The following is a 25419-nucleotide window of genomic DNA, read 5'->3' on the forward strand; positions in this document are numbered from 1 at the left end:
AAGACATGTCTGCCGAATTGATTGGCGCTCGTCGCGCCCGGATGGAACGCGAGACCAGCGAATCATCAGTTTTCGTCGAGTTGGACCTGGACGGGACCGGGGTCTCGGAAATCAGCACGAGCGTGCCGTTCTATGACCACATGCTCACCGCCCTGTCCAAGCATTCGCTCATCGACCTGACCGTGCGTGCCACCGGAGATACCCATATCGACGTGCACCACACGGTGGAAGACGTGGCCATCACCATCGGCGAGGTGCTGCGCGTGGCCCTGGGCACCAAGGCGGGAATTCGCCGCTTTGGCACCTCCTACGCACCGCTGGACGAGGCGCTGTCGCGTTCGGTTGTCGACGTCTCCGGCCGCCCGTACCTGGTGCACGGCGGGGAACCGGCAGGCCAGGAATACCACCTGATCGGCGGGCACTTCACCGGTTCGATGACGCGGCACGTATTCGAGGCCATCACCTTCCATGCGCAGATCTGCGCGCATATCGAGGTGCTCTCCGGACGCGATCCGCACCACATCGTCGAGGCCCAGTTCAAATCATTCGCTCGCGCGCTGCGTGAAGCGGTCGAGCCGGACGCCCGCATGGGCGACAAGATCCCATCCACGAAGGGTGCCCTCTAAGTGGCGAAAAAAACTGTCGTCGTCCTCGATTACGGATCCGGCAACGTCCGCTCGGCCGTGCGGGCGCTGGAAGCCGCCGGCGCCGAGGTGGAGCTGACCGCGGATCCGAAAGCGATCTTGGCCGCCGATGGCCTCGTCGTTCCCGGCGTGGGAGCCTACGCCTCGGTGATGGAGCAGCTGACCAAGGTCGGCGCGCTGCGGTGGATTGGCCGCCGCATCGCCGGTGGCCAGCCGGTGCTGGGCATCTGCGTAGGACATCAGGTGTTCTTCGAGCAAGGTGTTGAGCACGGGGTGAAAACCGAAGGCATCGGCGAGTGGCCCGGTGTGGTCGAGCGCCTGCAAGCAGAGGTCATCCCGCATATGGGATGGAATACCGTGCGCCCACCGGAGAACTCCCGGCTCTTCGCCGGGATCGAGGACGAGCGGTTCTACTTCGTGCATTCCTATGGCGTGCAGAAGTGGGAGTTCGATGTTACCCAACCGGCGATGACCCCGCCCCAGGTCACTTGGTCCACCCATGGCACCGATTTCGTCGCGGCCGTGGAAAACGGTCCGCTGTCCGCCGTGCAATTCCACCCGGAAAAGTCCGGCGACGCCGGGGCGCGGTTGCTGCGCAACTGGTTGGAGACACTTTAGGACATGTGGGCCATCATCCTGCTAACCCTCGGTGCTTTCCTCGCCGGTGGCGCGATCTCGCTCAAAAGCCAGAAAGCGCACATCTCGTGGATCATCGCGTTATGGGCCTTGGCCGCCGCGGCAATCGTCGCCGGCTGGGTCCAGACTCTCTAGACATTAGCGACAGAAGGAAATTATGAGCGAGCAACCAATTCTTGAACTGCTCCCGGCGGTAGATATCGCCGGAGGCCAAGCCGTTCGCCTGGTGCAGGGCGAAGCCGGGTCGGAAACCGGATACGGCGATCCGCTGGAGGCGGCCCTGTCCTGGCAGCGCGAAGGGGCCGAATGGCTCCACCTGGTGGATCTCGACGCGGCCTTTGACCGCGGCAACAACACCGAGGTGGTCCGCCGCATCGCCGATGAACTGAACATCAAGGTGGAACTCTCCGGCGGCATCCGCGACGATGCCTCGCTGGAGCGCGCCCTGGAATTCGGGGCCACCCGGGTGAACCTGGGGACCGCGGCCTTGGAGAATCCCGAATGGACCGCGCGCGTCATCGAACGCTTCGGCGAGCAGATCGCGGTGGGCATGGACGTGCGCGGTACCACGCTGTCCGGCCACGGCTGGACCAAGGACGGCGGCGACCTCTGGGACGTGCTGGCACGCTTGGAAGATGCCGGCTGCGCCCGCTACGTGGTCACCGACGTGACCAAGGACGGCACCTTGCGCGGTCCGAACGTTGAACTGCTGCGCGAAATCTGCGCAAAGACCACCAAACCGGTGATCGCCTCCGGCGGCATCTCCTCGCTGGAAGATCTGCGCGTGCTACGCGAATTGGTCTCGGAGGGTATCGAAGGCGCGATCATGGGCAAGGCGCTCTACGCCGGCCAGTTCACTCTTGCCCAAGCGCTGGACGTGGCAGGCCGCCGCTAGCCTCCACCTGTCTCAATAGCGGACCCGAACCAGCGCACACACCGCGCAGGTTCGGGTTCTTTGCTTTCCGCGCCGGAACCGGGATGGGTGGCCAAGGTCATGAACAGATTCTCCTCGCAGGACTTTCGCATTTGGACCCGGCAGATAGCATAGTTTCATGAGCACTTCGCACCACGAATCCGAACCCGAACGCCACCTGCCCGGGCATATCGCCGCGGCGTTGGCGCAAGCTGGCAACCGCGCAGATTCTGCCGGCCAAGGCTGGGATGGCCGGGACTTGAGCGGCGAGGAAAATCCGTTGCACAAGTTTGACAAGGACGATGGAGCCGCCGACCCGGCCGTGGTGCGCGCCCTGGCCGAACTCCGCGCGGGAACCGGAGACGAGGCCGGCGTGCATCGGGCCCTGTCCCAGGCTCGCGTCTTCGTGGCGGTTGTCGCCCAGCTGGGCGAGGAAGCGCTGACCGAACACGGTTTCGCCGCCGATAAGGAAGCCGACATGGCGCTGGTCAAGATCAAGGCACCCGACGGGCGGATGGCCTTGCCGGTATTCACCACGGTCGAGCGCTTGCAGGCCTGGCATGGCGAGGCCCGCCCGGTTGCGGTCTACGCACCCCGCGCGGCCCTGTCTGCGGTGAGCGAAGAAGCCCAACTGCTGGTGCTAGACCCGGGCAGCGACTTCACCTTCGTGCTGCGCCGTCCCGGAATGTGGAGCCTGGCCAAGCAAACCGATTGGACCCCGAGCTATCTCAGCGAGCACATCGCCAAGCTCGTTGAAGAGGCGACCGCCGGCTGTCGGGCGCTCCGCGCGGTGAAGGTGGCGCCGGGCCGGGGAGTCGGCTCGCGAGACGTCTCTGGAGCGGCAGTCCTAGGCGGCGGCCCCGGACCGGAGCTGAACCTGCAGTTCGTCTTCGCCGCCGGGACCCCCGAGCCCGAAGCCCGCCAGAGCACCAAAGACATCCATGGGCGCCTGGCCCAAAACCCAGAATTCGCAGAAGCGGTCGATTCGCTCGAAGTGAGTTTGCTCAGCGCACCAGACTAAGAGACAAGGACACCACCGGGTATGAAACGGTATTGGCAGATTCTGCGGCAGCCGCAGATTTCAACGCTGCTAGTCATCGGAATGATTGCCCGATTGCCGCACTCGGCGCTGAGCATGCTGCTGCTTCTGCATCTGGTCACGAACCTAGATCAGAGCTGGGTGTCCGCCGGACTGGTTACCGCGCTGATGACACTCGGCATTGCCATCGGCGCCCCGTGGCGCGGTGCCCGGGTCGATGCGTGGGGGCTGCGCCGGGCGCTGATCCCTTCGATCTTCGTCGAAACCATCGTCTGGTGCACCGTCCCGCACGTGTCGCTGGAGTGGGTGTACCCGCTGGCCTTCATCGGCGGGCTCTTCTCACTGCCGGTGTTCTCCGTAGTCCGTACCGCCCTGGGCATCATGACCACCGGAGATAACCGGCGCACCGCCTTTGCGCTCGATGCGACGGCCACCGAACTGGTGTTCATCGTCGGACCGGCCTCGGCAGGGATCGTCGCCACGCAGATCAGCAGCACCATCGGGCTGAGCGTCATCGGGGTGACCGCATCGGTCGCCGGTCTGGCGCTGATGATTTTGAACCCGCCTACGCGCAGCGATGACCCCAAGGCGGTGGCCCTGCGCGCCAACGTGCACGAGGAGCGCCTCGGCGCGGAGGCCAGTTTCATCGCCGCGGCCCCCTTCGGCGTGGCCGAGGTCGAAGGCGAATTGATCACCGCGGGTTGGAAGTCCGCGCGCGCCCGGATCAAGAGCCGCGGACGTGCGTTCAAGAGCCGCTTCAACTGGATCAGCGCCTCGGTGCTTGCGGTGTTCATCGCCGCCGGTGGTGCCGGTGCGCTGCTCACCGGCACCGAGGTGGGCATCGTTGCCGAACTCGAAGCGCAGTCACGCTCCGGTGACCTGGGGATCGTATTCCTCTTCTGGTGCGGTTCGTCGCTGATCGGCGGGCTGGTCTACGGCTCGATGAACCGGGCCATCTCCCCGCTCCTGCTGCTCTTGGCGATGGCGGTGCTGACGGTGCCCATGTACTTCGCCACCGACACCTGGAGCTTGGCGCTGCTCTCGCTCGCCCCTGGCCTGCTCTGCGCGCCCACGCTCTCGGCGGCCTCCGAATGGCTCACCGATCTGGTCGCGGAGAATCGCCGCGGCGAGGCCATGGGCTGGTACGGTTCTGCGATGACCACCGGCACCGCGCTCGGTTCACCGCTGACCGGCATCTTCGTGGATACGCTCGGCCCCGCCCAGGCATTTATCGGCATCGGCTTGCTGGCGGTATTCATCGTGGTAATCGCATTGATCGCCCAGCAGATTCGCCGACGAGTGCGCCGCACCCGCCGCACCCGTCGCGCGCGGATGGGCGGCTTCGTTTAGGCAGAGGCGAGTTTGAGCTCGTAGTGATCCAGCCCGTCGGTGCTTGACCGCCCCGTGAAGCCTCTGCGCGCCAACAACTTGGCTGAGGCAACATTGGCTGGGTCAACCCGGGCGATCAAACGGCGCACCTGAAATAGTTCGGGGATCAGCCCTATCGCGTTATTGACCATGGCACCGGCGATTCCCTGACCCCAATAGCCGGGGGAGACCCAATACCCAAGTTCGACTCCCTCGGGTTTACGGGTGGCGACGACCAGCCCTGCCGGATGCCCCGCAGCGATAGCCACAAACCAGCGAGTGGCCCCAACCGTGGCCAGCGGCAGCGCGCTCAGTGCCAACTGGATTCGCTCGCCGATCGTCTGATCGTCCCAGACCGAGCCGTCACCGATATAGCGAGTGACTCGTTCATCGGAGGCCAGGGAAATGACGAACGGCCGATGCCCCTCGTGCAATGGTTCCAGAACAATCTTCTGCGTTTGACGGTCCATCAATGATCCTGCCTCTCGTAGTGGAATCGTGCTTCTACTAGCGCTCCGGCCCATCGGTTTTCAGCCGGGAGTAGCAGTACATGTCCTTGCGCTCGGTGCCGATCAGTTGCCAGCTTCGCAGTATTCCTTCGCGGGTGAAACCGCATTTTTCGGCGGCCCGCCAGGAACCTTCGTTCCATGGTTCGACGTACAGCTCCACCCGATGGATGGGCGCAAGCTCCAGGGCCCAAACGGTGAGTGCATCCATCGCCGCGCTCACCGCACCGCGTCCACGGTGTCCAGGATCGACCCAGTATCCGATACATCCGATACTTGCCCGGCCGGCGGCAACGTTGTGCAGCCACAAGCCGATTTGCCCGACCGCCCGATTCGTCTGCGCCTCGGCGATCGCGAAAGAATACCCGGTGCGCTCAGCCACGCGCTGTTGCTGCCTGTAAATGAAGTCCGCGAAGTCCTGGCTGGATCCCTTAATGGGAACGCTGGTGATCAACGGAATGAGCGGATCCAGCGAGGCCGCCTCGATCAGTGCCACGTCGCGGATGTCGAACGGCCGCAAGACATAGCGCCCGGCGTGCAGCACCGGCTGTTCGAAAGTCTCCATTATTGAAGCCTATCTAGTGCAACGCGTTGTGGCTCGTTTCGATCCGGCAATATCTGTTCCGAAACGGAAAGTTCATGTTTAAACGAGCATGGATCCGCTTCCCGAAGGAAGCGGATCCATGACGTTAATCTCTTAATATTCTGCGAAATAATCGCTAGTTGACCGGTCCGGTGAGCTTTTCGCCCGGGCCCTTGCCTGGCGCATCCGGGATCAATGATGCTTCGCGGAAGGCGAGCTGAAGGCTTCGCAGACCGTCACGCAGTGGTGCCGCGTGCTGTGATCCAAGCTCCGGCGCACCCGCGGTGACTAGGCCAGCTAGAGCGGTAATTAGCTTGCGAGCTTCATCAAGATCCTTCAGCTCATCGGCGTCATCACCTTCTGCCAGTCCGCATTTGACCGCGGCCGCGCTCATCAGGTGAACTGCGGCGGTGGTGATGATCTCTACTGCTGGAACTTCTGCGATGTCTCGCATCTGCTGCTCGACGGCGTGCTGCTGCGAGTTGGTGTCTTCGGTACTCATACTGCTAAGCTTGTCACAGACCGACTCAATACAGGTACTTGAGAGCGTCCGGTATCCGGATGATGTCACCAAGAGATCAGTGTTGAGCCATGCAAGTGGAGGCCAACTCCCACCCGCAGTAGCCGCTTAGGCTTCCGGGTAATTCGGCAGGATATTTATGAGTATCCGGAAATAGTTTTACGGGGAAATATCGTAAAACTATTGTGTCGTCTATCTTTTGGCCTTCGCCTGCACTTCGCAGACGGGGGCCTTCTTCATTTGCGAGTAAGTGACTTACGAAAATCAGGAGTGACACATCAGCGATCCACGCATTAATGAGCGCATTCGCGTGCCAGAGGTACGTCTCGTCGGCCCCAATGGTGAGCAGGTAGGAATCGTCCGCATCGAGGACGCACTCCGACTCGCTGTCGAGTCCGATCTGGACTTGGTCGAGGTGGCACCGACCGCCAAGCCTCCTGTATGCAAACTGATGGACTTCGGCAAGTTTAAGTACGAAGCCGCTGTCAAGGCTCGTGAAGCTCGTAAGAACCAGACCAACACGATCCTGAAGGAAGTTCGCTTCCGCCTGAAGATCGACACCCACGACTACGAGACCAAGGTCGGCCACGCACTGCGCTTCTTAGGTGCAGGCGACAAGGTCAAGGCCATGATCCAGTTCCGTGGACGTGAGCAGCAGCGCCCAGAGATGGGCATTCGCTTGCTAGAAAAGTTTGCAGCAGACGTAGCAGAGGTCGGGCTCGTAGAGTCCACACCTCGCATCGATGGCCGAAACATGGTCATGGTTGTCGGTCCGCTGAAGAACAAGGCAGAGGCTCGCCGCGAACAGCAGCAGAAGTCGGGTGGCCGGGAAAGCGCGAAGCGCAAGATCCGCACCGACGCTCCAGAAGAGACCGAGGGTCAGAACGTCGCAGCAGCGATGGATGATGAAGCTCTCGCGAAGCTGGAGCAGGCTCGCAACGCGGCTGAAGGCGAAGCCTAGCCCAAGCATGTTGGGCCTCCGGGCCCGTCATCGGAAACGGTGAAGGATCTTCCTTGCGAAGGTCCAACTACAAGAGAACAGCAGCGGTCACCTTGCCAAGAGGCCCGCTTCGGATGATCCCCACAGATCTCACGATTTATGTGGAGCACGTTAGGAGAACGGCAGCTATGCCGAAGTTCAAGACTCACAGTGGCGCCAAGAAGCGCTTCAAGCTGACTGGTAGCGGCAAGCTCAAGCGCCAGCAGGCCAACCGTCGTCACTACCTGGAGCACAAGTCCTCGCGCGTCACGCGCCGCCTGGCTTCTGACCAGCTGGTAGCTAAGGCCGATGTGAAGACCATCAAGCGGATGCTGGGCCTCTAAGCTCTCCCTTTCGCAATTCGGGGAAGCACAACCCCAACAACCATAGATTTCGCTTTCACCTGGTTATCCCGGGTGGGAGGAACTGACTTGAAGGAGTACACACGTGGCACGTGTGAAGCGGGCAGTAAACGCCCATAAGAAGCGTCGCGTCGTTCTGGAACGCGCAAAGGGTTACCGCGGTCAGCGTTCGCGCCTGTACCGTAAGGCCAAGGAGCAGCTGCTCCACTCGTTCGTTTACAGCTTCAACGACCGCCGTAAGCGCAAGGGCGACTTCCGTCGCCTGTGGATCCAGCGTATCAACGCTGCATCCCGCGCCAACGGCCTGACCTACAACCGTCTGATCCAGGGCCTGAAGGCCGCTGAGGTCGAGGTTGACCGTCGCATGCTCTCCGAGCTGGCTGTTTCGGACTCGAACGCTTTCGCTACCTTGGTCAAGGTTGCAAAGGACGCTCTTCCGGCAGATGTCAACGCTCCTCGCGGCGCAGAAGCACCAGCTTCCGCACCAAAGGCTGCCAAGGCTCCAAAGGCCGCAGCTGCACCAGCAGCCAAGAGCGTCGAAGGCGAAGGCGTGATCAAGGCCGTTGAAGGTCAGGACGCACCAGAAGGCTTCGTCATCAAGGGCAACGCCGGATCGAACAAGTACCACGTCCCAGGCTCGACCTGGTACGAGCAGACCGAGGCCGAGTTCTGGTTCAACTCGACCGAAGCTGCCAAGGGCGCAGGCTTCGAGCCAGCTGGTGGAGAATCCCGCCAGCAGATGAAGTAAATCCGTTTCTCCCTTTGAGCTAAGCCTCAGGTAGGACAGATCACACCGTAGGGTGGGTGCCGCACATAGTGCGGAACCCACCCTTCGGTGCTTCTACCGGTATTCTCGAATAATGACGAGCTTTCCCCCAGACGTGATGTCCAATCCGCGCGCCGACCGAGTCAAGGCGGTCGCCCGCCTGGCCCACCGCAAGGGCCGTGAGGCAACCGGCGAATTCCTTGCCGAAGGCCCGCAAGCGGTCCGCGAGGCGCTGGTGGCGCACCGTTCCAACGACCAGCTGGTCCAAGAGGTTTACGTGGTCCCGGGTTTCCTGGAGCGCCACGAAGAATTTACGGCTTTGCTCGACGCGGCCAAGGTGCGCACCTATTTTGTCACCGGCGATGTCATCTCGGCGATGGCGGATACGAAGAACCCGCAAGGCATCCTCGCGGTCGTCGCAATGTCCCAGCCGCAGCTTCCCGAGGTGCTGGCCAGCAACCCCAAGCTGATCGCGGTGCTCTGCCGAATTCAGGATCCGGGCAATGCCGGAACCATTCTGCGTGCCGCCGATGCGGCGGGTGCCGACGCGGTGATCCTGACCAAGGACAGCGTCGACATCTACAATCCGAAGGCCGTTCGCTCCACCGTCGGCTCGCTCTTCCACTTGCCGGTGCTCAGCGACGTCGACCTCGACGAATTCATCGTTGCCGCCGGGGAACGCCTGCAAGTGCTCGCGGCCGATGGCTACGCTGCCCACAACCTGGACACTCTGCAGGATGCGGCGGTACTGCGCGCGGGGAGTGGAGCCGATCTGCCTGAGCATGAACCGGTGCTCGAGCGGCCCACCATCTGGCTCTTCGGCAATGAGGGGCAGGGGCTCGACGAGCAGGAAAAGGACCTGGCCGGGTACAAGGTCGCGGTGCCGCTCTATGGGGTGGCCGAATCGCTGAACGTGAGCACCGCCGCGACGGTTTGCCTGTATGCCTCGGCCCGCGCCCAACGCTAAAGCCCAAGGAACACCTCCATGAATCTGAAACAGATCGTCGCCGTAGCCATCGTCGATAGCTTCGCCTCGCCGACAAAAATGCTGGCCGCCCGGCGCAACCGCCCGGCAGTCTTGGCCGGCCTTTGGGAGTTTCCCGGTGGCAAGGTCGAACCGGGGGAGTCGGATATCGAGGCGGTGCATCGAGAGCTGCGCGAGGAGCTCGGCGTGCAGCTGACGCTCGGCGCCGAAATAACCGGCCCGCTCACGCAGGGCTGGGCGCTGAACGAACAGGCCGCCATGCGGGTCTGGTTCGCCACCATCAGCTCCGGCACCCCTGACACGCTCGACGGGCACGACCAATTGGCCTGGCTGGCACTGGACGAATCGCTGGGCACCGCGGTGCCGTGGATCGAAGCGGACGCTCCGATCGTCGCCGCCTGCCTGGCTCAAGCCCATGCAGGGCGCGCGCTCTAAACCGCGTAAGCTGGAACAAGTGCCCAGTGTCGGCAAAATGTAGATAATCAATCAATAAACTTGAGGAGCAATCCGAGTGAAAAGACTTCTTGGCGTTCTCGCGCTGGTATTTACCGCAATCCTGGCCTTGTCCGGATGCGTCAACATGAACGCTGAAGTCAATGTGACCGGTGCCGATCAGGCCACCGGTGCGCTGCAGGTCACCACTCATCAGGAAAACCTGCAGGGCCAGCCCTTCGAAGACGTGCTGGCCAGCCAGCTGAATACCGATGAACTGGATCAGATCCTCGGCGAGCAGTGGAGCTACACCACCGTCGACGACGGGGAGAACGTCGGACTGCGTTTCGAAACCGTCGGCAAGATGAACTTCGTTCAGCTGCAGGATGCCTTCAATACCTTCGGCTTCCCAATCTCGCTGACCGACAAGGGCGGCGAATTTGAGTTCTCGATGCCCGGTGCCGGAGAAGTCGTGGTCAACGAACAGTTCACCGAGGCAAACCTGGTAGTCAGCTTCCCGGGCAAGGTTGTTTCGCACTCTGCGGGCGAGATCGAGCACCACTCGGTAGCCTTCGATATGATGGCCGGCGCCGAGGAATACAAGGCCACCGGCAGCGCCAACTACGCGTTGTTCTACTCGGTGATCTTCGGCGGCGCCCTGCTGGTGCTCGTGCTGATCATTGTCCTGGCCTTTGCGCCGAAGGGTGCCAAGGACCCGAGCGGCCACTAAGCGAATCGTAAGCATCTTCACGGCCCGGGCCCGTCATCGTTGAAACGTTGGCGGGCCCTAGCCAATAGAATAGGAACCAAGAGTTCCACGAGCGAAGAGAAGGATCGATCGATCCCATGTCTGATCAGACAACCCAAGAGGCAACGGAGACGGACCAAAGCGTCCCGCATCCGACCGATGAAGCAGGCATCAACGCCGCGGTCCAGGCGGCACTAGCAGCCATCGAAACCGCCGGCGACCTGACCGAACTTAAAGACGCACGGCTGGCGCACACCGGGGAGAAGTCCGCCCTGTCGCTGGCCAACCGCCAGATCGGCAAGCTGGACAAAACCGAGAAGGCCGTAGCTGGCAAGCTCGTCGGTGGCGCCCGCGGCCGCGTCAACAAGGCCCTGGCCGCGCGCACCGAGGTGCTCGAGGAAGCCGAAGCCGCCCGCATCCTGATCGAGGAAACGGTCGATGTCACCGCCGCGCCGCGGCGCCGCCGTGCCGGCGCCCGCCACCCGCTCTCGGTCCTGCAGGACCGCGTCTCGGACATCTTCGTCGGCATGGGCTGGGAAATCGCCGAAGGCCCCGAGGTGGAATCCGAATGGTTCAACTTCGACGCGCTGAACTTCAAGCCGGACCATCCTGCCCGCGAGATGCAGGACACCTTCTTCATCGAGCCCGCCGACGCGCACCTGGTATTGCGCACCCACACCTCCCCGGTGCAGGTCCGCTCGATGCTGGAGCGCGAGGTGCCGGTCTACGTGCTCTGCCCGGGACGCACCTTCCGCACCGATGAGCTGGACGCCACGCACACCCCGGTCTTCCACCAGTTCGAAGGACTGGCCGTGGACAAGGGCCTGACCATGGCCGATCTGCGCGGCACACTGGAGCACTTCGCCCGCCAGATGTTCGGCGCCGAGGCACAGATCCGCCTGCGCCCGGCTTACTTCCCGTTCACCGAGCCGAGCGCCGAGCTCGATATCTGGCACCCGGGCGCCAAGGGCGGACCGCGCTGGATCGAGTGGGGAGGCTGCGGCATGATCAACCCGAATGTGCTGCGCGCCGCCGGCATCGATCCGGAAGAGTACTCCGGCTTCGCCTTCGGCATGGGCATCGAGCGCACGCTCATGTTCCGCAACGACGTTCCCGACATGCACGACATGATCGAGGGCGACGTCCGTTTCAGCCAGCACTTCGGGATGGAGATCTAGGTTATGCGTATTCCGCTTTCATGGCTGCGCGAGTATGCGCAGGTACCGGCCGATGCCTCGGCCGAAGACATCATGGCAGACCTGGTCAAGGTCGGCCTCGAGGAAGAGGACGTGCACCGTCCCTCCGACACCCTGTCCGGCCCGATTGTCGTCGGCCAGGTGCTCTCCCTGGTTAAGGAGGAGCAGACCAACGGCAAGACCATCAACTGGTGCCAGGTCCGCGTGGTTCCAGAAGGCCAGGAGCAGCCGCTGACCGGCAAGGGCATCGAGCCATCCGGGGTGCAGGGCATCATCTGCGGCGCGCACAACTTCGTGGAGGGCGACAAAGTTGTTGTCACCCTGCCCGGCGCGGTGCTGCCCGGGGACTTCAAGATCACCCCGCGCAAGACCTACGGCCACGTCTCGGCCGGCATGATCGCCTCTTCCCGCGAGCTGGGCATCGGCGAGGACCACGACGGCATCATGGTGCTCTCCACCCTGGGCTTGGACCCGGAGCTGGGCACCGACGTCATGGAGCTGTTCGGGCTGACCGACCAAGCCGCCGAGATCAATGTGACCCCGGACCGCGGCTACTGCTTCTCGATCCGCGGCGCCGCCCGCGAATACGCGCTGGCCACCGGCACCTCGTTCACCGACCCGGCCACCACCGTGAAGGTCACCCCGGCCGCCGAGGCCGGGCACCGGGTCGTGCTGGAAGACAGCGCCCCGATCTACGGCGTGCCAGGCTGCACCCGCTTCGTAACCCGCGAAGTCACCGGCGTCGACCCGAGCCGTCCGACCCCGCGCTGGATGGCTTCGCGCCTGCAGCTGGCCGGCATGCGCTCGATCTCGCTGATCGTGGACATTTCGAACTACGTGATGCTCGAACTCGGCGCGCCGCTGCACTTCTACGATGCGGACAAGCTCACCGGAGCCATCACCGTGCGCCGGGCGAACCCCGGGGAGAAGCTCACCACCCTGGATGCCAAGGAGCGCGAACTGCACGTGGAGGACCTGCTGATCACCGATCAATCAGGGGCCATCGGCATCGCCGGCGTCATGGGCGGGGCCACCACCGAGGTCAGCTCTGAGACCGGCCGCGTGCTGATCGAGGCCGCGCACTTCGACGCGGTCTCCATCGCCCGCTCGCGCCGCCGCCACAAGCTGCCCTCGGAAGCTTCCAAGCGTTTCGAGCGCGGAGTTGACCCGCAGGTGATGCAGATCGCCGCACAGCGTGCCGTGGACCTGCTGGTCGAGCTCGCCGGCGGCACCGAGACCGCGCGGGTCACCGACGCCGGCGAAATCCCGGCGGCCACGGTGATCGAATTGCCGGCCGGATACGCCGAACGCCTGATCGGGGTGCCGTACACCGACGCGCAGACCATCGAGGCGCTGGAAGGCATTGGTGCGTCCGTCGTGCAGAACGCCGCCGGTTTTGCGGTCACCGCACCGAGCTGGCGCCCTGACCTGGCGATCAAGGAAGACCTGGTCGAAGAGGTCGCCCGCGTGGTCGGCTACGACCAGATCCCCGCGACCCTGCCGGTGGCCCCTCCGGGCCGCGGCCTGACTCGCGCCCAGTCCCAGCGCCGCCGCCTCCTGCAGGGCCTGGCCGACTTCGGACTGACCGAAATCCTGTCCTACCCGTTCGTCTCCGCAGCGCAGAACAACGCCTTCGGCGCACCGGTGGCCGGAACCACGGTCGACGCGGTGACCCTGGCCAACCCGATCTCCAAGGAATTCCGTTTCCTGCGCACCTCGATGCTGCCGGGCCTGCTGGACACCGCACGGCGCAACCTGGGCCGCGGATTCCGCGATCTGGCCCTCTACGAGGGCGGCTTGGTGTTCCTGCCGGGCGAACGGCTGGGCTCTTCGGTGCTGCCTCCGCTGGGCGTGAAGCCAAGCGATGAGGTACTTGCCGAGCTGTTCGGCGGGGTGCCGGAGCAGCCGTGGCATGTGGCCGCGGTCTTCACCGGCCACGAGGCCGCCGCAGGCGTCGGGTTCACCCCGCGCGCCTGGGACTGGGCCGACGCGCTGGATACCGCACGCACGATCGCGGACCTGCTCGGATCCCCGCTGGAGGTTGCCCAGGGCAGCCACCAGGCCTTCCACCCGGGCCGCGTCGCGGCACTGAAGCTCAACGGAGAAGTCATCGGCTACGCCGGTGAACTGCACCCGCAGCTGCTCAAGGACGCCGATCTGCCGGCCCGCACGGTCGCCATGGAGCTGAACGCCACCGCACTGATGGCCGCCGCTCCCGCCGTGGTCGTCGCACAGCACCTGTCCACCCAGCCGCTGGCCACTCAGGATGTCGCGCTGATCGTGGACGAGCACGTTGTCGCCGGAGACGTGCTGCGCACCCTGCGCGAAGGCGCCGGTGCCCTGCTCGAAGACATCGCCCTATTCGATGTCTACCAGGGCAAGGGCATCGAGGACGGCAAGAAGTCGCTGGCTTTCGGGCTGCGCTTCCGCTCCGAGGATCGCACGCTGACCGCCGATGAAGCCTCCGAGGCGCGCGCCGCCGCGGTGGCCCTGGCTACCGAGAAGTTCGGCGCCACCCAGCGTTAAGCCAGGCATAGCACGCCCAACGCCCCGAGAGATCCGCAGCCCGCGGAAATCTCGGGGCGTTTGCCGTTTCCGGATGAAAAATGGGTGAACAGGCCGAAAGTTTCTGCCGTTGTCCCGGCCGAAGCCGGCGCGTACCGATAGAATTAGCGTTTATGGCAGACTCGGAAGGCGGTATCCCATGGGCTCACGCGTAGCTTCGCGCCTCGGCGCCGTCTTGCTGATCCTGGTGCTCGGCATCGCGGCGGTGGCCGTAGCGGTATTCCTGGCGATGGGAGCGGTCACCATGATCCAACGAGGCGCCGGCGTGCATCTGGATGATCCACCCACACCTACGATGGAGTGGGAAGAAGAATCCCACCGGCCCTTGGGGCCACGCGCCACGCTTCCCGGAGACGAGCTCGGATCCTAGACCCCCGATGGATTAGCCGCCGGCCCCGGCTTGAATGGCCAGGATTCCCGCGGCGAGCAGGCCCGCAATGAGCGAAGTGGCCCCGACCGCGATCAGCCAAGCTAGCTTGCTGGGCTTTTGCGGGTCCTTGCCGATGACGCTGAGGAAAAATCCCGCCGGCATCAAGATTGCGGCAACTGGTACGCCGAGCCGAGCCACAGAGCCGAAGAAGTTCTCCGTGGCGAAATGATCGGTGTAGGGAAGCAGCGCCAGGGCGAGCACGAGCAGCACGCCGGCATGCGCGTGCCCGGCACGAAACCAGGACTTCTGCAGCTCATTGGCGTACAGCGCACCGGTGGTGATCCTGAGCAGCAACTGCCCGCCGGTGGTCACCACGATCAGCGACAGCAAAAGAATTCCGGCGAGCATGAGGGTCTCTGCTTCCAACAGGATGCCTTCCTTCGTATTGTTGGACGCGGCATGGGACCTACGCCTCCCAGCATAGGCAGAGCCGCCGCATCTGGATAGGGCAGCGGAGCCAGCCAAGATCCCGCATCGCAGCTTCTGCGCGTGAGCTCGTGAAACGGGGCCCACGAAGCGAGCGGTGGGCAGCTTAGCCCTCGCGACGGCGGGCCGCGGAGCGTCACATAGGATCCGCTAAACCGCGAATTGCTAGGCTCAGAGAATGATCCTGGAACACGCAATACTTCCTGTCCGACAAGGTCGGGAAGCAGAATTCGAGGCCGCCTTCGCCGAGGCGCGAAAGCTGATCGAGTGCCAACCGGGGTTCGCGAACTTGGAGCTATCGCGTTCGATCGAATCCCCGGGAGACTATCTGCTGCTGGTGCGCTGGGTGTCGGTTGCGGCCCACACCGAGGGCTTTCGCCGTTCGCCGGAATACCAGCGGTGGAAGCAGGCGCTGCATCACTTCTACGAGCCGTTCCCCGTCGTTGAGCATTTCACCACGGTCGTCGCCAGCGGATTCGACGCGTCCGGCCACGCGGAATGATGGCAACATGAGTCTTGAGCTGCCCGTTGCGGTGCGCGCCTCGGCAGTGTCCGGGATCCGCCGGTTCACCAAGCGCCGCTTCCGCTATTTCAACTACGCGCTGCGCTACCGAGACGGGCGCGAGGTATCCGATCTGGGATCGATCGAATTCGGCAAGCTGACGCAGGGGCACCGCTACCCGGCGGACACGCATTGCGTGCGCAACGGGGCCGAGCGGCACTGCCCCGAGAGCGGCGATGGGGTCTGGGTGGATTATCCGTACGGGAATCCGCTGCCCTCATAAAGCATGCCGTCGCGCTCCGGAGGGGCCTAGCCTTCGGGTTCGTAGCCGATCAGCCAGTGCAGTCCGAAGCGGTCCACAACCTGCCCGTCGGTCGCGCCCCACGGCTTAGCCGCGAGCGGATCGATCACCTCGCCATCCTGCGCGAGCTGGTCGAACCAGCCGTGCAAAACCTCCGGGGCCGCGGTTCCCAGCAGCGAAAGCATCAGCCCCTGCATGGCCACGGACTTTTCCCCTTCGGCGGCGTCCGCCCCGAAGAGGGTGACCACGCCGTCGAGCATGCCGTGGGCGATCGCCTCGCCGGCGCCATCTGCGCGGGAGAATTCCGCGTAGCTGAATAGCGAGAGCTTCCCGCCGAAGATCTGCGCGTAGCGGCCCAAGGCTTCCCGGGCGGTGCCGGGGAAGAGCACATAGGGCGCGGGCGCCGCAGCCCGCCGTACGGTTTCGGCGGGATCGGCCATGATCGTTCCTTCGCGCTGGGAATTCCGCCGGCATCCGGCGGTGGTGTTTCTCGGTTGCCCCAGCGTAGTGCCGGCTGCGGCCGAGGCACAAGGGCCGGCGCTAGAACTCCTCGCCGTGGTTGATAACCCGCGCCGCGCGGCCGACGATCTTCGGGTCCGGGGTGCCGACCAGCTCGTGGTCCTTGCCCTTGTATTCGAAGAGGTTCAGCACGTGGCGCATCGCCTGCAACCGGGCGCGCTTCTTGTCGTTGGACTTCACCACCGTCCACGGGGCGTGCTCGGTATCGGTCTTCAAGAACATCTGCTTCTTCGCGGCCGTGTAATCATCCCACTTGTCCAGCGAGGCCAGGTCCATGGGGGAGAGCTTCCACTGGCGCACCGGGTCGATCCGGCGAATCGTGAAGCGGGTCAGCTGTTCGCCGGCGGAGACGGAGAACCAGAATTTCACCAGGTCGATGCCCTCCTCGACGAGCAGCCGCTCGAAATGCGGGGTCTGCTCCAGGAAATGCTCCACCTGGTTTTGCGTGGAGAACCCCATCACGCGTTCCACCCCGGCGCGGTTGTACCAGGACCTGTCAAAGAGCACGATCTCCCCGGCGGTCGGGAAATGCTCGATGTAGCGCTGGTAGTACCACTGGCTGGATTCGCGCTCCGTCGGCTTTTCGAGCGCGACAACACGAGCGCCGCGGGGGTTCAGATGCTCGGCGAACCGCTTGATCGTGCCGCCTTTGCCGGCGGCATCGCGGCCCTCAAAAACGATCATCAGCCGTCGACCATGCACCTTGAGCCACTTTTGCAGCTTCAGCAGTTCGATCTGCAACGCTCGCTTCTCCGCGTCGTAGGTGACACGGTCCATCTTGGCCTCGTACGGGTAGTCTTCCCGCCAAGTGTCCACGATGCTCCCGTCGGCGCGAACTAAGACCGGGTCGTCGTCGTCATTGTCCAAAACCGAATATCCGTGGAAAGCCTCTTCGAGGAGGGGGAGTTCAACCGTCATGGCCCCAGCCTAATTTTTGCCGGTTAACACAATATGAACAATTGGGAAACCAGAGCTTGAAAAGGGAAGATGTGATTAAAACTCTTTGGCGGGTAGGAGAAAGAACTAATCGTGCTGCAGGGCGCGAACTTCGAGGCGGGGCTCCAAGGCGAATCCCGGTAGTGCTCGCCGTCGGACGCTCGATGAGCCGATCGAATGTTCTTGTATGCCCCGGTGTCCAGGGCCCGCGGGGAGCACGCTCCGGTCTGCTCGCGATGCTCTTATTTCTTACCCTCGCAGCTACCTGATTTTACGGCGATAGATCAGGTTCGCCAGCGAGTACGCGATCACTAGGATTCCCAGCAGCCAGGCCAGCGCCACCCAGATTTCTTGTCCAACTGGCTGCCCGGAAAATAAGTCCCGAAGTGTGTCAACGATGGAGGTCACCGGCTGGTGTTCGGCGAACCAGGCCACCGGAGAGGGCATCGAGGCGGTAGGCACAAAAGCGGAACTGATGAATGGGGCGAAGATCAACGGGTAGCTGAACGCGCTGGCCCCATCTACGGTCTTCGCGCTCAGCCCTGCGATGACCGCGAGCCAAGTCAACGCCAAGACGAAGAGCACCAGAATCCCCACTATCGCCAACCAGCCCCCGATCGAGGCTTGGGAGCGGAAGCCCATCAGCAGCCCCACCCCGATGACGATGGCGATCGATACCAGGTTTGCGAGCAGCGAGGTGAATACATGCGCCCACAACACGCTGGATCGGGAGATCGGCATGGATTGGAAGCGTTCAAAGATGCCGCCTTGCAAGTCCAGGAACAGCCGGTAGGCGGTATACGCAATACCCGAGGCAATGGTGATCAGCAGGATCCCGGGTAACAGGTAGTTGATGTAGGAGCCATCGGTGCCGGTATTAATTGCACCTCCGAGCACATAAACGAACAACAGCATCATGGCGATCGGGGTGATCGCTGTGGTGATGATCGTGTCGGGACTGCGCAGGATATGACGCAGCGAGCGTCCGGTGAGTACGCCGGTGTCGTGCAGGGCGTGGGCGGTCATGACGGCTCCTGATCCGGGGCGCCGACCAGAGCGAGGAACACGTCCTCCAAGGAAGGCTGCTTCTCCACATATTCAACGTGGGCCGGCGGCAGCAAGTCCTTGAGCTGGCCAAGGGTCCCGTTTTGAATGATGATTCCCCGGTGCAAGATCGCGATACGATCCGCCAGCTGTTCGGCCTCATCGAGGTACTGCGTGGTCAGCAGCACGGTAGTTCCGTCCGCGGCGAGCCGGCGTACGGTGTCCCAGACCTCCAAGCGTGCCTGCGGATCCAAGCCGGTGGTTGGCTCGTCCAAGAAAATGATGTGTGGATTCCCAATCAGGCTCATCGCAATGTCTAGCCGGCGACTCATTCCACCGGAATAGGTCGCGGCCTTCCGGTCGCCAGCTTCGCTGAGCGCAAACCGTTCCAACAGCTCCTTGGCATGCTGGCGAGGGTGTTCCAGATGACGCAGCTGCGCCATCAATACTAGATTTTCGCGGCCGCTGAGCACCGGATCGATGGCGGCGAATTGACCGGTCAGGCTGATCGTTTCGCGGACCTGGTGCGGCTGGGCGGCAATATCAAAACCGGCGACGCTCGCGCTGCCCGCATCTGCGGTCAGCAACGTGGAAAGTATCCGCACGAGTGTGGTTTTCCCGGCGCCGTTCGAGCCGAGTAATGCGAGGATCTCTCCGGGATTTACCTCCAGGTCAATTCCGCGGAGCACTTGGAGATCCTTATATGATTTTTTCAGCCCGCGGACGCTGATTGCGGTGCGCGCACCTTCGGTGTTCATGACTCTTCGCTTCGTTTCGCGTCCTGAACTGCCTTGATCAGCCGGGCGCGTTCTTTGTCGATCCATTGTTTTCCTCCGTAGGACTGAGTGAAGTTTTCAGCGAATTCCACTGGGTCCTCGCCAACAACTTCACTGAGCGGAAGCCGGTCGATGGAGGCTCGCTCCCACAGGTCAGCGTGGTCGATGAACATCTGCACGATGGTGTCCCCGTCGGTGATACCGCCGAAATACATGAAGTAGCGATTCAACGCCGTAGCTGTTGTGCGGTAGGGCTCGGGCAGGGCGTCCAAGCGGGCCTTGGCATCCTTGTACTGCTTTTTCTGCTGCAGCTGGCCGGTGAGAACTTCGTACCATTTGGTACTCATGAGGATTTTCCTTCTGCGTGGTTGGTGTAATTTGTGTGCAATGCTTCGATGCGTTCGGAGAGGAAGAACCAGCTCTTCCAGAACTCTTCGAGGTAATCGCGGCCCATCGCGTTCAAGGTGTAGACCTTGCGCGGTGGCCCCTTTTCCGAGGGCACCTTTTCCACGTCTACCTGGCCGCGTTTCTCCAAGCGGATCAGCAGGGCGTAGACGGTTCCTTCGACGATGTCGCTGAGCCCTTTGCCGCGCAGCCGTGCGGTGATTTCGTATCCGTAGGCCGGGGACTCATCCAAGATCGCCAAGACGATCCCCTCCAGGGTGCCCTTGAGCAACTCGGTCATCTGCTTTGCCATAGAGGCCTTCCAAACGCTATCTAGTGATAATGACTACCAGTAGATAGTATCGCCGACTACTGGTAGATGGCAATACCGAATAGCGAAGTTTTTGGCACGCAGAATCCGAAGATGCAACCGGGTAGACTCATGGAGCATTGCGCAACTGCGCTTAAAGAAACGAACCGCCGAGAAGACTCGACGGTTCGCAGGTGGTGCTCTATGCGACGCGCTAGCGTGGGAAAACCGGCAGCTGCAGGTCGTACAGCCACGGCCGCAGCAGGGCGGGGACATCCAGTGCGTCGGGGGCGAAACCCTGGGCGTGCGCGATGAACGCCTCGGTGTCCACGTGCCCGTGGCTTCGGGCAGCCACCCACTCCTTGAGCATCGCGTAGAAGGTTTCGGTGCCTAGCTCTCCGAGCAGCGCGAACAGCGCCATCGCGCCACGCTTGTACACGCGGTCATCGAACATGTCCTTGGCCCCCGGATCCCCGATGGCCAAATCCTGGTCCTGCCCGTCGAGCAGCTCCCAGGCCAGCCGGGCACGTTCGGCCATGGGCATAACCCCGGCGGCTTCGGAATACAGCCACTCGCTGAAGCAGGCGAAGCCCTCGTGCAGCCAGATGTCCTTCCAATGCTTCAGGGTCAGCGAGTTGCCCCACCACTGGTGGGAGAATTCGTGGGCGATCAGGCGCTGCGCCTCCCAATCCATGGACAGGTGGTTCAGCCCGAAGATGCTCAGCCCCTGGGCCTCGAGCGGGATCTCCAGCTCGTCGTTGACCACCACGATCTTGTAGCTCTCGAAGGGGTACGGGCCGAAGTGCCGTTCGAAGACCTCTGCCATCTCGGTCTGTTTGCCGAAGGCCCCGCGGACCTTCAGATCCATGCCGGGCACCGCATAGGCCACCAGATGCCGCTCCTCGTCGAAGGGGATCTCCGAATAGCGGCCGATCTGCAAGGTAGCCAGGTAGCTGGTCATCGGTTCGCGCTGCTCGTAGACCCAGGTGTCACGGCTGGCGGCGCGTGAATGGTTGATCAGTTCGCCGTTGGCCACTGCCCGGTAGCCGGCGTCGGTGGCGATGGAGAAGCGGTAGGTGGATTTGTGGCTCGGGTGGTCGTTGCAGGGGAACCAGGTCGCCGCGCCGGTCGGCTGACCGGAAACGAGCACCCCATCGGTCAGCTCTTCCCAGCCGACCTCGCCCCAGATACCGTTCTGCACCCCGGGGTTGCCTGCATAGCGCAGGGTCAACTCGGTGCGCTCGCCGGCGGCCAAGCGGCTCGGCAGCTGCACCTCGATGCGGTGGTTGCGCTTGGAGACCTGGGCCTTTTTGCCTTGGCAGGTGGCCTTCAGCACGCGCAGCCCGTGCAGGTTCAATTGCACGGTGTCCAAGTCCTGGAGCGCGCGCAGGTGCAGCACCGCCTTGCCTTCGAGCAGGTTGCTGGCGAGCTTGCAGGTCAGTTCCAGGTCGTAGTGGTCCACGGTGTACGCGGCCGAACCGTGGTGCTTGGTGTATTCATCCAAGATCTTCTGGGGCATCCGGCGCGGTCCTATACTGTCTGTGATTCGTCGGGCGTGATGTTCCAGCGTACCGCCGGATTGCCGCGCCAGTAGGTATTTGCTGGCAGCACCTCGCCGCGCAGCACCAGCGAAGCCGGTCCGGTGGTGGTGCCATCGGAGATCTTCGCAGCCGGCAGGATGACGCTGTGCGGGCCGAGCGTGGCACCGGCCCCGAGGGTGACCGTGTCAATGGACATGATGCGGTCGTGGAACAGGTGGGTCTGCAATACGCTGCCGCGGTTCACCGTCGCGTGATCTTCCAAGGTGACCAGATCTGCCTCCGGGAACCAGTAGCTTTCACACCACACCCCGTGCCCGATCTTTGCGCCCTGCGCGCGCAGGAACCAGACCAGCGCCGGGGTGCCGGAGGCCAGACGCGCAAACCACTGGGCGCAGACCAGCTCCACAAAAGAGGCGACCATTTCGGTACGCCAGATGAACGAGCTCCACAGCGTGTGTTCGCCCGGGCGGATCACCCCGACCACCAGCCATTTGGCGGCCAACGCGGTGAATGCGGCGAGAGCTCCGGCCAAGACCAGTACCGCGCCGGAGAGCAGTGCGGCGGACAGCGGGTTCACGTGGGTCACCAGCGCGGACAGCGCCCAGAGCACTCCGGCGGCGATGCCGACCGTGGTGAATACCGCCAGGCAACGGGAGAGCTCCCAGGCCGCACGCATGACCTTGAGCTTCATCGGCGGCTGGTAGGTGCGCTCGGATTCGGCATCCACCGTGGTGCGGCGCAGCTTATGCGGGGGAGATCCGATCCAGGAAGTTCCGGCCTTCATCTTCCGTGGGGTCGCCGAAAGCACCGCAATCAGCGAACGCTTGGGCACCCGGCGGCCGGCATGCAAGATGCCGGAGTTGCCGAGGAACGCCTTTTTGCCTACGCGCACCGGGGCGATGTGCATCCAGCCGCCGCCCAATTCGTAGGAGGCGACCATGGTGTCATCGGCCAAGAACGCGCCCGAGGCGATGGTGGTCATCTTCGGGATCAGCAGCACCGTGGAGATTTCCACGTCACGGCCCACCTTGGCGCCGAGCAGCCGCAGCCACACCGGGGTGAACAATGAAGCGTAGAGCGGGAAGAGCGCATCGCGGGCGGTATCCAGCACGCGTTCGGTCGCCCACGCCTGCCAGCCGACCCGGGAGGTGACCGGATGCCAGCCTTCGACCAGGCCAATGGACAGCAATCGCACCTCGACGATGATCAGCGCCATCATGGACAGGAACCACACCAGCGCGGCGAGCAGCACCGCGGGGAGGAACTTCCAGCCGATCGAGGTCAGCGATTCCTCGGCACGCAGCATCGGGGCCACCGCCAGCACCGCCAATACCACCGGCAGCCACTGCAAGAGGTTAAGCAATATCGAACCGGCCGCGCCCAGTACGCGCGGAAGGAGGCGGTACGCGGGTACTGCTTCGGGCCAGCGAGGTTTGGCGCGCCCCTCGCGGACGGCCGGGGACCCGGCATAGCGCGAGTTCTCGCGGGTTTCGCCGTAGACGGCGGATCCGGCTTCCACGATGGTCTGCGCGGCCACAACCGCGCCGGGGAGCAGCGTGGAGCGGGCGCCGACGGAGGCGAAGTCGCCGACGCTCACGTGGCCCACGTGCACCTGGTCGCCGTCGATCCAGTAGCCGGAGACATCGACCTCGGGCTCCAAGGTGGCCCCCGGTCCGACGGTGAGCATTCCGGTCACCGGAGGAAGCGTGTGCATGGTGGCGGATTTGTCGATATTTGCGCCCAGCATGCGCGCATACCAAGGCAGCAGCGGAGCGCTGGCCAGGGAAATCGGATCCACCACGTCGGAAATGTGCTGCGCCAGCCACAAGCGCAGGTGCATCGAGCCCGAACGCTGATAGGTTCCCGGTTGCAGCCCGCGCAGCAAGAGCTTGCTGGCCAGGATCGAGAGCCCCATGCGCCCGGCCGGGGTCACGAAGATCAGCCAGGAGGCGAGAATCGAATACCACGGAATCGGCAGCTGCGCTTCGAGGATTCCCACGCTGAGCAGGAACCAGTGACCGAGCATCAGGTAGGTGAACCAACGCAGGCCGGAGAGGATGAACAGCGGCACCGCGAGCAGCGTCTGGGTGATTTGGGTGATGCGCTTGGTGCGCTTGACGATGCGAGGCTCGATGACCTCGTCGTTGACCTGCTGTCCGCCGAGGTATTCCACCAGCGCGCCGAAGCGCGGGTAGTCGTAGAGCTCGGCGACCGTCAGGTCCGGGTAGCGGGCGCGCAAAGCGGAGACCAGCTGGGCTGCCGAGAGCGAGCCGCCGCCGGAGCCGAAGAAGTCGGCATCGGCGCTGGAGGCCGCCATGCCGAGCGCGCCCTTCCAGGCCCGGGCCACGAAGTCGCCGGTCTCATCCAACCCGGTCAGCTCCTCGCCGGGCTGCTCGGATTCGGTCCCCGCCAGCGGCCACGGCAGCGCGTTGCGGTCCACCTTGCCACTGGTTTTCATCGGCATGCTGTCCACCACGGTGAGCAGCGGCACCATCGCCGCGGGCAGATCCTTGAGCAGTTCGGTGCGTGCGGCATCCAGGTCATAGTCCGCGTCGGCGGCCAGATAGCCGACAAGCAGCTTGTTTCCGGTACTGGTTTCGCGCACCGCCACCGCGGCGCTGGACACACCGTCGAGCGAGTTCAGCGCCGCGTCGATTTCGCCCAGTTCGATGCGCCGGCCACCGATCTTCACCTGGTCGTCCACGCGTCCGATGAAGACCAGTCCCAGCCGGTCATTGACCACCACGTCGCCCGAGCGGTAGGCGCGGTCCCAGCCCAGGGTGGGCATGGGCGCGTACTTCTCGGCGTCTTTTTCCGGGTCCAGATAGCGGGCCAGGCCCACCCCGCCGATGATCAGCTCCCCGGTTTCGCCTTCGGCGACGGGGATCCCCTCGGCGTCCACTACCGCCAGGTCCCAGCCGGCCAGCGGCAGGCCGATGCGCACCGGCAGGCTGCCGTCCATGGTGGCGCCGCAGGCCACCACGGTGGCCTCGGTCGGGCCATAGGTGTTCCACACCTCGCGGCCCGCGGTGGCCAGACGTCCGGCAAGCTCCGGCGGGCAGGCTTCGCCGCCGAAGATCAGCAGGCGCACGGACTCCAGCGCCTGCGACGGCCACAGGGCGGCGAGCGTGGGCACCGTGGAGACCGCGGTAATGGAGCGGGAGATCAGCCACGGGCCCAGATCCATGCCGCTGCGCACCAGCGCCCGCGGGGCGGGAACCAGGCAGGAGCCATTGCGCCAGGCGATCCACATCTCCTCGCAGGACGCATCGAAGGCCACCGACAGTCCTGCCAGCACACGGTCCGAGGTGTTCAGCGGGTCTTCGGGCAGGAACATTTGAGCTTCGGCATCCACAAAGGCGGCGGCCGATCGGTGGGAGACCGCCACTCCCTTGGGCTTGCCGGTGGAGCCGGAGGTGAAGATGATCCACGCGTCGTCATCCAGCTGCGGCGCGCGCGGGTTCGGGAAGGGGGCGGGGCGATCGGCGGAAACCACGATCTCCTCCAGGCCCTTCACGATGCCGGCGACCTCGGCCTCGGTGAAAACCACCTTCGCCCGCTCATCCGGATCGTCCGCGTCGACCGGTACATAGGCGGCACCGACCCAGAGAATCGCGAGGATCCATTCGTAGAGCTGGCGGGTGCCCGAGGGGACGCGCACGCCGATCCGGTCCCCGGCACCCAGCCCGTGTTCATGCAGGGCGCGGGCCTTCGCCTTGACCTCTTCGATCAGCTCCGCGTAGCTTTCGCTGCGTTCGCCGTCGTCAATGGCCGGCGCGTCGGGATGCGCCGTGGCGGTGACCTGCAGAATGTCGATGAGGGTGCGCTCGGCAGGAGCTAGCGCACCCGAAGGGAACTGGGGCGAGTGGAGCCCAGGCTCCTCGGTCTTTGAACTATTTACGGAGTCCATACTTGGCGGATCCGTCCCTTCACTAAAGTGTCATGCACAAGTGGTTCGAGCGCTCAGGGGGAGTGAACTCTCGGAAAAGGGGGTACGGATCCTGGAGG

General features: G+C 63.8%; 29 protein-coding genes. 17 read left to right on the top strand and 12 right to left on the bottom strand.

From position 1 onward, the window contains the following. Positions 1-5: 5 nt before the first annotated feature. From hisB to ACT3TP_RS09585, 6 genes are all read left to right on the top strand, one after another. The gene (hisB, locus tag ACT3TP_RS09560; protein WP_096288070.1) at positions 6-626 is read left to right on the top strand and encodes an imidazoleglycerol-phosphate dehydratase HisB; all 621 of its coding nucleotides are present in this window, start codon (positions 6-8) and stop codon (positions 624-626) included. Beyond that, entirely contained in the window at positions 627-1262 is a 636-nt protein-coding gene (hisH, locus tag ACT3TP_RS09565) for an imidazole glycerol phosphate synthase subunit HisH (RefSeq protein ID WP_096288068.1), read from the top strand. It abuts the gene before it with no gap. 3 nt (positions 1263-1265) lie between these two features. Further along, a complete protein-coding gene (locus ACT3TP_RS09570) occupies positions 1266-1415 on the top strand; it encodes a hypothetical protein (protein WP_176484251.1) in 150 nt (49 codons plus the stop codon). 22 nt (positions 1416-1437) lie between these two features. Beyond that, positions 1438-2175, top strand: coding sequence for a bifunctional 1-(5-phosphoribosyl)-5-((5-phosphoribosylamino)methylideneamino)imidazole-4-carboxamide isomerase/phosphoribosylanthranilate isomerase PriA (priA, locus tag ACT3TP_RS09575; protein ID WP_096288066.1), 738 nt, complete (start codon positions 1438-1440; stop codon positions 2173-2175). 157 nt (positions 2176-2332) lie between these two features. Continuing rightward, the gene (locus ACT3TP_RS09580) at positions 2333-3214 is read left to right on the top strand and encodes an SseB family protein (RefSeq protein WP_444620471.1); all 882 of its coding nucleotides are present in this window, start codon (positions 2333-2335) and stop codon (positions 3212-3214) included. 21 nt (positions 3215-3235) lie between these two features. Beyond that, positions 3236-4582, top strand: a complete 1347-nt coding sequence (locus ACT3TP_RS09585) for an MFS transporter (RefSeq protein WP_444620472.1) — start codon at positions 3236-3238, stop codon at positions 4580-4582. Here ACT3TP_RS09585 and ACT3TP_RS09590 read toward each other — a convergent pair. The 3 genes from ACT3TP_RS09590 to ACT3TP_RS09600 form a co-directional block, all read right to left on the bottom strand. Beyond that, positions 4579-5070: a GNAT family N-acetyltransferase gene (locus tag ACT3TP_RS09590; protein WP_444620473.1), complete on the bottom strand. Its 492-nt coding sequence runs from the start codon at positions 5068-5070 to the stop codon at positions 4579-4581. The genes ACT3TP_RS09585 and ACT3TP_RS09590 overlap by 4 nt on opposite strands. 37 nt (positions 5071-5107) lie before the next feature. After that, on the bottom strand, positions 5108-5671 hold the full coding sequence (locus tag ACT3TP_RS09595; protein WP_444620474.1) for a GNAT family N-acetyltransferase: 564 nt from the start codon (positions 5669-5671) through the stop codon (positions 5108-5110). A gap of 154 nt (positions 5672-5825) precedes the next feature. Beyond that, positions 5826-6191 carry a DUF1844 domain-containing protein gene (locus ACT3TP_RS09600; protein WP_096288056.1) on the bottom strand — a complete coding sequence of 122 codons (366 nt, stop codon included), beginning with the start codon at positions 6189-6191 and terminating at the stop codon, positions 5826-5828. A 328-nt stretch (positions 6192-6519) separates the two neighbouring features. On the opposite strand from ACT3TP_RS09600, the gene infC reads away from it, so the two are divergent. From infC to ACT3TP_RS09645, 9 genes are all read left to right on the top strand, one after another. Next, complete coding sequence (gene infC, locus ACT3TP_RS09605; protein WP_374954800.1) at positions 6520-7170, top strand: translation initiation factor IF-3; 651 nt, start codon at positions 6520-6522, stop codon at positions 7168-7170. Between the two features lie 167 nt (positions 7171-7337). Further along, entirely contained in the window at positions 7338-7532 is a 195-nt protein-coding gene (gene rpmI / locus ACT3TP_RS09610; protein WP_096288052.1) for a 50S ribosomal protein L35, read from the top strand. Between the two features lie 103 nt (positions 7533-7635). After that, complete coding sequence (gene rplT / locus ACT3TP_RS09615; protein WP_096288050.1) at positions 7636-8298, top strand: 50S ribosomal protein L20, sunset domain variant; 663 nt, start codon at positions 7636-7638, stop codon at positions 8296-8298. 112 nt (positions 8299-8410) lie between these two features. Beyond that, positions 8411-9283 carry a TrmH family RNA methyltransferase gene (locus ACT3TP_RS09620; protein WP_444620475.1) on the top strand — a complete coding sequence of 291 codons (873 nt, stop codon included), beginning with the start codon at positions 8411-8413 and terminating at the stop codon, positions 9281-9283. 18 nt (positions 9284-9301) lie between these two features. Further along, complete coding sequence (locus ACT3TP_RS09625; RefSeq protein ID WP_096288046.1) at positions 9302-9736, top strand: (deoxy)nucleoside triphosphate pyrophosphohydrolase; 435 nt, start codon at positions 9302-9304, stop codon at positions 9734-9736. 76 nt (positions 9737-9812) lie between these two features. Beyond that, positions 9813-10463, top strand: a complete 651-nt coding sequence (locus tag ACT3TP_RS09630) for an LppM family (lipo)protein (RefSeq protein ID WP_096288044.1) — start codon at positions 9813-9815, stop codon at positions 10461-10463. Positions 10464-10579: 116 nt separating this feature from the next. Next, complete coding sequence (locus tag ACT3TP_RS09635; RefSeq protein ID WP_096288042.1) at positions 10580-11659, top strand: phenylalanine--tRNA ligase subunit alpha; 1080 nt, start codon at positions 10580-10582, stop codon at positions 11657-11659. A gap of 3 nt (positions 11660-11662) precedes the next feature. Next, positions 11663-14203, top strand: a complete 2541-nt coding sequence (pheT, locus tag ACT3TP_RS09640) for a phenylalanine--tRNA ligase subunit beta (RefSeq protein ID WP_444620476.1) — start codon at positions 11663-11665, stop codon at positions 14201-14203. A gap of 178 nt (positions 14204-14381) precedes the next feature. Then, a complete protein-coding gene (locus ACT3TP_RS09645; RefSeq protein WP_096288038.1) occupies positions 14382-14612 on the top strand; it encodes a hypothetical protein in 231 nt (76 codons plus the stop codon). 12 nt (positions 14613-14624) lie between these two features. Here ACT3TP_RS09645 and ACT3TP_RS09650 read toward each other — a convergent pair whose 3' ends face one another. Continuing rightward, positions 14625-15038 carry a hypothetical protein gene (locus ACT3TP_RS09650; RefSeq protein WP_096288036.1) on the bottom strand — a complete coding sequence of 138 codons (414 nt, stop codon included), beginning with the start codon at positions 15036-15038 and terminating at the stop codon, positions 14625-14627. A gap of 238 nt (positions 15039-15276) precedes the next feature. On the opposite strand from ACT3TP_RS09650, the gene ACT3TP_RS09655 reads away from it, so the two are divergent. Next, positions 15277-15600, top strand: coding sequence for an antibiotic biosynthesis monooxygenase family protein (locus ACT3TP_RS09655; protein ID WP_096288034.1), 324 nt, complete (start codon positions 15277-15279; stop codon positions 15598-15600). Positions 15601-15607: 7 nt separating this feature from the next. Next, positions 15608-15883, top strand: a complete 276-nt coding sequence (locus ACT3TP_RS09660) for a hypothetical protein (protein WP_444620477.1) — start codon at positions 15608-15610, stop codon at positions 15881-15883. 26 nt (positions 15884-15909) lie between these two features. On the opposite strand, the gene ACT3TP_RS09665 is transcribed toward ACT3TP_RS09660, so the two are convergent. From ACT3TP_RS09665 to ACT3TP_RS09700, 8 genes are all read right to left on the bottom strand, one after another. After that, positions 15910-16341, bottom strand: a complete 432-nt coding sequence (locus ACT3TP_RS09665; RefSeq protein ID WP_444620478.1) for a VOC family protein — start codon at positions 16339-16341, stop codon at positions 15910-15912. Positions 16342-16441: 100 nt separating this feature from the next. Continuing rightward, positions 16442-17338 (bottom strand): polyphosphate kinase 2, encoded by an 897-nt coding sequence (ppk2, locus tag ACT3TP_RS09670; protein WP_096288028.1) that lies wholly within the window; start codon positions 17336-17338, stop codon positions 16442-16444. Between the two features lie 279 nt (positions 17339-17617). Next, complete coding sequence (locus tag ACT3TP_RS09675; RefSeq protein ID WP_096288026.1) at positions 17618-18382, bottom strand: ABC transporter permease; 765 nt, start codon at positions 18380-18382, stop codon at positions 17618-17620. Continuing rightward, positions 18379-19158, bottom strand: a complete 780-nt coding sequence (locus ACT3TP_RS09680; protein ID WP_096288024.1) for an ABC transporter ATP-binding protein — start codon at positions 19156-19158, stop codon at positions 18379-18381. Before ACT3TP_RS09680 ends, ACT3TP_RS09675 begins: the two co-directional genes overlap by 4 nt. Then, positions 19155-19523: a DUF1048 domain-containing protein gene (locus ACT3TP_RS09685; RefSeq protein ID WP_096288022.1), complete on the bottom strand. Its 369-nt coding sequence runs from the start codon at positions 19521-19523 to the stop codon at positions 19155-19157. Before ACT3TP_RS09685 ends, ACT3TP_RS09680 begins: the two co-directional genes overlap by 4 nt. Next, positions 19520-19873 carry a PadR family transcriptional regulator gene (locus ACT3TP_RS09690; protein WP_096288020.1) on the bottom strand — a complete coding sequence of 118 codons (354 nt, stop codon included), beginning with the start codon at positions 19871-19873 and terminating at the stop codon, positions 19520-19522. Before ACT3TP_RS09690 ends, ACT3TP_RS09685 begins: the two co-directional genes overlap by 4 nt. Positions 19874-20084: 211 nt before the next feature. Further along, positions 20085-21389 (bottom strand): M1 family metallopeptidase, encoded by a 1305-nt coding sequence (locus ACT3TP_RS09695; protein WP_096288018.1) that lies wholly within the window; start codon positions 21387-21389, stop codon positions 20085-20087. A gap of 11 nt (positions 21390-21400) precedes the next feature. Then, on the bottom strand, positions 21401-25321 hold the full coding sequence (locus ACT3TP_RS09700) for a Pls/PosA family non-ribosomal peptide synthetase (protein WP_444620479.1): 3921 nt from the start codon (positions 25319-25321) through the stop codon (positions 21401-21403). Between the last annotated feature and the right edge of the window lie 98 nt (positions 25322-25419).

This window comes from Glutamicibacter sp. AOP38-B1-38, from assembly GCF_052377485.1.
GTDB lineage: Bacteria > Actinomycetota > Actinomycetes > Actinomycetales > Micrococcaceae > Glutamicibacter.

Coding starts and splice junctions, on each gene's coding strand:
- hisB (WP_096288070.1), top strand. CDS start 6: ATGTCTGCCGAATTGATTGGCGCTCGTCGCGCCCGGATGGAACGCGAG.
- ACT3TP_RS09570 (WP_176484251.1), top strand. CDS start 1,266: ATGTGGGCCATCATCCTGCTAACCCTCGGTGCTTTCCTCGCCGGTGGC.
- priA (WP_096288066.1), top strand. CDS start 1,438: ATGAGCGAGCAACCAATTCTTGAACTGCTCCCGGCGGTAGATATCGCC.
- ACT3TP_RS09580 (WP_444620471.1), top strand. CDS start 2,333: ATGAGCACTTCGCACCACGAATCCGAACCCGAACGCCACCTGCCCGGG.
- ACT3TP_RS09585 (WP_444620472.1), top strand. CDS start 3,236: ATGAAACGGTATTGGCAGATTCTGCGGCAGCCGCAGATTTCAACGCTG.
- ACT3TP_RS09590 (WP_444620473.1), bottom strand. CDS start 5,070: ATGGACCGTCAAACGCAGAAGATTGTTCTGGAACCATTGCACGAGGGG.
- ACT3TP_RS09595 (WP_444620474.1), bottom strand. CDS start 5,671: ATGGAGACTTTCGAACAGCCGGTGCTGCACGCCGGGCGCTATGTCTTG.
- ACT3TP_RS09600 (WP_096288056.1), bottom strand. CDS start 6,191: ATGAGTACCGAAGACACCAACTCGCAGCAGCACGCCGTCGAGCAGCAG.
- rpmI (WP_096288052.1), top strand. CDS start 7,338: ATGCCGAAGTTCAAGACTCACAGTGGCGCCAAGAAGCGCTTCAAGCTG.
- ACT3TP_RS09620 (WP_444620475.1), top strand. CDS start 8,411: ATGACGAGCTTTCCCCCAGACGTGATGTCCAATCCGCGCGCCGACCGA.
- ACT3TP_RS09625 (WP_096288046.1), top strand. CDS start 9,302: ATGAATCTGAAACAGATCGTCGCCGTAGCCATCGTCGATAGCTTCGCC.
- ACT3TP_RS09635 (WP_096288042.1), top strand. CDS start 10,580: ATGTCTGATCAGACAACCCAAGAGGCAACGGAGACGGACCAAAGCGTC.
- pheT (WP_444620476.1), top strand. CDS start 11,663: ATGCGTATTCCGCTTTCATGGCTGCGCGAGTATGCGCAGGTACCGGCC.
- ACT3TP_RS09645 (WP_096288038.1), top strand. CDS start 14,382: ATGGGCTCACGCGTAGCTTCGCGCCTCGGCGCCGTCTTGCTGATCCTG.
- ACT3TP_RS09655 (WP_096288034.1), top strand. CDS start 15,277: ATGATCCTGGAACACGCAATACTTCCTGTCCGACAAGGTCGGGAAGCA.
- ACT3TP_RS09660 (WP_444620477.1), top strand. CDS start 15,608: ATGAGTCTTGAGCTGCCCGTTGCGGTGCGCGCCTCGGCAGTGTCCGGG.
- ACT3TP_RS09665 (WP_444620478.1), bottom strand. CDS start 16,341: ATGGCCGATCCCGCCGAAACCGTACGGCGGGCTGCGGCGCCCGCGCCC.
- ppk2 (WP_096288028.1), bottom strand. CDS start 17,338: ATGACGGTTGAACTCCCCCTCCTCGAAGAGGCTTTCCACGGATATTCG.
- ACT3TP_RS09675 (WP_096288026.1), bottom strand. CDS start 18,382: ATGACCGCCCACGCCCTGCACGACACCGGCGTACTCACCGGACGCTCG.
- ACT3TP_RS09680 (WP_096288024.1), bottom strand. CDS start 19,158: ATGAACACCGAAGGTGCGCGCACCGCAATCAGCGTCCGCGGGCTGAAA.
- ACT3TP_RS09685 (WP_096288022.1), bottom strand. CDS start 19,523: ATGAGTACCAAATGGTACGAAGTTCTCACCGGCCAGCTGCAGCAGAAA.
- ACT3TP_RS09690 (WP_096288020.1), bottom strand. CDS start 19,873: ATGGCAAAGCAGATGACCGAGTTGCTCAAGGGCACCCTGGAGGGGATC.
- ACT3TP_RS09695 (WP_096288018.1), bottom strand. CDS start 21,389: ATGCCCCAGAAGATCTTGGATGAATACACCAAGCACCACGGTTCGGCC.
- ACT3TP_RS09700 (WP_444620479.1), bottom strand. CDS start 25,321: ATGGACTCCGTAAATAGTTCAAAGACCGAGGAGCCTGGGCTCCACTCG.